The following is a 4,689-nucleotide window of genomic DNA, read 5'->3' as shown; positions in this document are numbered from 1 at the left end:
TCTGGATCACCAACCAGCAGACCATGACCAAGCGCAACACCATGCTCACGACCTTTTCCGAACAGGCTGACGAGCAGGTGTACCTGAACAACAACCGCAACCAGAACTCGGCGCAATACGATGGCGACGTCATCGAGCCGTTCAACAAGGCGCTGGCCGATGCGGCGCCACGCAAGCTGATCGTTGTGCATCTGCTCGGCACGCACATGAGCTACCAGTACCGTTATCCGCCAACGTTCGACAAGTTCAAGGATCGCCAAGGCGTTCCGGCTGGCGTGCGTGACGATCAGGTACCGACTTACAACAGCTATGACAATGCCGTGCTGTACAACGACTTCGTGGTGTCGAGCCTGATCAAGGACTACGCCAAAACCGACCCGAACGGTTTCCTGCTGTACCTCTCCGACCACGGCGAAGACGTCTTCGACTCCGCCGGCCACAGCACCCTGGGCCGTAACGAAAACAAACCGACCGCGCCGATGTACACCATTCCGTTCATGGCCTGGGCTTCACCGAAGTGGAAGGAAAATCACGACTGGAACTTCGCCGGCGACCTCAGCCGTCCATACAGCAGCTCGCAGCTCATTCACACCTGGGCGGACCTGGCCGGGTTGAGCTCCGATGAACTGGATCGCAGCAAGAGTCTGGTCAGCGACAACTTCGTCCCGCGCAAGCTGCTGATTGGCGATCCGTATCAGGCACCGCGGCGGGCGTTGATTGACTTCAGTTTGATGAAACCCAAGCATCCCGATCCTGCGGAAGTAGCGCAGAAGTAAAACTACAAAGGGCCGAGAAGGCCCTTTTTTGTGCCTATCGACCGCGTTGTTTCTGTAATACCCCGCAATATTTGCGCCGAACGAGCGTTAACCCATTGTTAATGGCGGCGACGCAGACTCTCTTCCGCGGTCTGCTTCACGGACGAACCGACTCCCACTTGTTCAGTAGGAGGCACCATGAAAATCACCACTATCATCCTCACAACCTTGCTCGCCCTCGGCTCCACCAGCGCCTTCGCTGAGGGCGGTGCCGAGCGCATGCGCTATTACTACGACAATTTCCCGGTCCAGCACGCCCAAGGCGAGCAGAAGGCCGACGCCGGCGCGAAAGAAACCCGCGTCCCTGCTGACCAAACGGCGCAGGTCACCGAGTCTTATCGCGACTGAATTTTACCGAGCAACCGATGGACCTTCCGTGGCTCCGCTCTGGCCCGGGAGATGACAGTTGAGGCGCCCTGATTGGGGCGCCTTTTTTTATGGCCGGGCTAATTAGGACCGGCTTTTCATTTGCGGTGAATTCCCCCCTCACCCCAGCCCTCTCCCCGAGGAGAGGGAGCCGATTTGTGGGCTTCTCAGAACCTGAGTTCGGCTCGATATTTCAGGTCGGCGTATCTGGATCAGTCACTGCGGTCAGTCCCCTCTCCCTCCGGGAGAGGGTTAGGGTGAGGGGCTTTTCAGGCTTGTAAATCCTTTATCCAGAACAGCGACGTTCCACACCACTGCCCTGACCGCTCGTCGGTAATATGCCCGCACCTGTCAGATCTGACAGGTGCGCAAATCTCAAATAAGCGCTCTGATAGTTCTTGCCGCCCAACAGCAGGAATACTCACCATGCCATCCTCTAAAAACACTGTTCTGCAGCTTTTCCCTCCGAAGATACAGGGCCAAAGTAATCCGGCGATGGGCGCGAATATCGGCGCGCCCCTGAGCGCAGTAACCATCTATCCCCCTGACTATGTTTTCAAACGGGCCAGGGCCTGGATTGATCCGCCGTTATCCGGGTCGTTGGATATAGATGATGAAGTTCTGCTCTGGATGGCTCTCGTACCCACACATGTCGGGCCCGTTAAGGACAGAACATCGAAAGACGCAGCGACAGCACCCATTCTGCTGGACTCGGTAACAATCACTGGAAATGTGAACGACCCGATTGATATGTATATAGCGAGTAACGCGTTTCTCGTGGGCGTGGTTATGTACCTTTTCTATACGATCGAGCGGAAAAGCGAGAATATTGGTACGTCCACTTCGGTCAGCTGTATCTACAATCGCATCCGCCCCGGTTTCAAAGACGATCTTACCGTTCCGGGCGGCCATTCCGAGCTTGTATTGCTGTTGCCAGACGCCATCAAAAATGGCGTAGGAGCTGATTTTACAAGCGCGCAAGTGGCCGTTGAATATCCTTATTGCCGAGCCTTTGACCGTATCAGCCTGCTTTGCAACGGCGAGATTATGGACATCATCGTTAAGTCCACGGAAGCGCCTGAGCCGCCTCATCACGGTTCCGAGGCCGTAAGCAAAATTTACTTCAACGTGGATCGGGCCTTTCTGGAACGCGCCAAGCGCCTGGATCAAAAACTGAATTTCCTGTTTACCGTATCCGACCAGTTACTCAACACCGCCGACCCCGATGCACCATGGTCCGCGCCGCAAACAGTGGACGAAGATCTCGACGGTCTGCGCCTGCCCAAACCGGTCCTGCTGGAAAAAATGGAGGATTTTCCGATCGATGACCACAGCATCATAGATCTCAAGAAACTCGGGCAAAATCCGTTGTTGCTGATCATCGCAACGGGCGACGACCGTTTTCTGGCAGGTGATGACATCGTCGCCACCTACACTGCGAAGATCTCGGGGCAGGACGACGTGGTTGTAACTGTCTCGGGTAAAGTGGAGGCGCCGTTAGGCCAGAAAGTGCCCTGCATTCTGGAAGTTCCAAATAACAAGGTATTCGCTAGCAGCGTTGTTGAGGCGAAATACGAACTGCACAGACCGACACCGGTTCGAGTGGCGTATTCCCAGACGGCGCATGCGCAAGTTGTTGGGGCGCGAGTGGAGCTGGAGGCTCCGACGATCAGGGAGGCTCCTGATAGCACCACGCTTGACCCATTTGCTGCCAAGGACACATTGACCTGCATCGTGCCCATCTTCACCGACATGATCGGCAAACAACTCTGCGTAATATGGGCTGGTACACAGGACGGTGGTAGCCACACTACAGAAGCCATAGCAGTCACCAAAGAAGAACCACAGCACTTTTCACTACCAAATTCGTTGGTGGCTCACAATTTGGGCGAAACGGTGTGGGTGAGTTACGCCGTGATTGGAAAGAGCGAGCCTCAAGGCTCGAAGCCGCTGGTGTTGAAGGTGCAGAGGATTGCCGATGGTGATACTAATCTGCCGACACCGAGAATTGATGGTGCGATGGATGATGAGTTGGATGTGACGAGTTTGGCGGATAACGCGCAATTGAGGATCGCCAAGTGGGCGTTACAGGCGCAGGGACAAATAGCCAATTTGCGGTATGACGGGTTTGATTCTGAGGGGAAAGCAGTTGAAAAGGTATTACTGGCTGATGTTGCTCTTCAGCAGACGAGTGGGTTAGCGATTGCTGCATTGTTAGAATGGTTGCGGGGGCTTTTGAACGGGAGTCTACTGAAAATTTATTTCGAGCTGAATTATGAAAATGTGGCTAATCTGAAGACGCGCGTGCAATTTCCGACGACAACATATGCTGTCAAGACACTAGTTGAAATTATGCCTGAGATTAATTCGGTCACTAGGCTGTCGAGTGGCGAGCAAATCCCTGAGGGCGCAGAGATCATCGAGACGGCTGTTAAATTAAGTGGAGTAGCCAGCAAAAACCAGTTCGTCAAGATTTTCGATGGGTTAGAGCTGCAAGATCGGGTTAAAACCACAGATGCCGGTGATTGGACCTTAATACTAGGAGATCTGGGGCTCAGCTTACATACCATCACCGTTAAAGCGGACTATGGTTCAGGCATGGTATCCGCACCCCGCACTTTTAGCACCACGGCTGCGGGCAGCGGATTTGAAAACTTTGAAGCAGAAACAGTACGAAAAATCGATCTTAATTCCCCCGTTAAACTTCGGAGCGGCTTGGAGTTCACGAATATCAGTCTCAACGGCGACGCAAAATGTGCTTTTGCCAACAACAGATTTCCTCAGCTTAAAGTTAGAATTTATTTGCCCGGCCTTACAAGATCCAGGTTTAAGCTCAACGGATCCGCTACAAAAATACAATTTCTTTTCGGAAATAACGTCACCACTAACCGCGTTGTATTTTTTTTCAACCAAGCGGGCGTTTGCCTACATGAGGATGTTCTCCCCGTTACGCCTCTAAACCAAAACGATAACCGCGATGGATCTCTTATCTACAACTACCATTCTTCCACCGGTGCACGAGTATCTTATTTTGAAATAGAAGTCGGTGAGGGACTCTGGCTTTTTGAGGGCATATATATAGATGATATTAAATGGCTTGACTAGAGCCGATATTCCAATCCATTTCGTTCGTAAAATTTTTCAACCAGTTTACTCTGACCTTCTTCCCCCGGGAGTGGGTTAGGGTGAGGGGCTTTTCAGGCCTGTAAATCCTTTATCCAGAACAGCATCCGCCCGTGATCTGGATTGGACATCCCCGGCGCAAAGCCGAATTTGCGATATGAACCCTGCGCCACAGCATTGCCTTCCAGCACTTCCAGGGTGATCTTGCAGCAGCCACGCTGACGGGCGATTTCTTCAACTTTCTGCAGCATTTTCTGACTGAGCCCAAGGCCACGAAATTTGCCGACCACGGCGACGTCGTGAACGTTGACCAGTGGTTTACAGGCGAATGTCGAGAAGCCTTCGAAACAGTTGACCAGCCCGGCCGGTTCGCCGCCGACGAAGG

General features: G+C 53.1%; 4 protein-coding genes. 3 read left to right on the top strand and 1 reads right to left on the bottom strand.

Annotation, left to right across the window (positions count from 1 at the left end; translation table 11 throughout):
• From cptA to D6877_RS19870, 3 genes are all read left to right on the top strand, one after another.
• Positions 1-776: phosphoethanolamine transferase CptA (gene cptA / locus D6877_RS19880; RefSeq protein WP_130911860.1), on the top strand; the 776-nt coding region annotated here is incomplete at its 5' end.
• A gap of 177 nt (positions 777-953) precedes the next feature.
• The gene (locus D6877_RS19875; RefSeq protein WP_130911859.1) at positions 954-1,163 is read left to right on the top strand and encodes a hypothetical protein; all 210 of its coding nucleotides are present in this window, start codon (positions 954-956) and stop codon (positions 1,161-1,163) included.
• Between the two features lie 444 nt (positions 1,164-1,607).
• Entirely contained in the window at positions 1,608-4,286 is a 2,679-nt protein-coding gene (locus D6877_RS19870; RefSeq protein WP_130911858.1) for a hypothetical protein, read from the top strand.
• Between the two features lie 92 nt (positions 4,287-4,378).
• Here the strand turns inward: D6877_RS19870 and D6877_RS19865 are convergent.
• Positions 4,379-4,689, bottom strand: a 311-nt coding sequence (locus tag D6877_RS19865) for a GNAT family N-acetyltransferase (RefSeq protein ID WP_130911857.1), incomplete at its 5' end; no start/stop codon positions are given.

The sequence above is a fragment of the Pseudomonas sp. Sample_9 genome (assembly GCF_004307535.1).
GTDB classification, from domain to species: domain Bacteria; phylum Pseudomonadota; class Gammaproteobacteria; order Pseudomonadales; family Pseudomonadaceae; genus Aquipseudomonas; species Aquipseudomonas mercuritolerans.
Note: the sequence above shows the minus strand (reverse complement) of the source record. Positions and strands in the feature narration are given on the sequence as shown.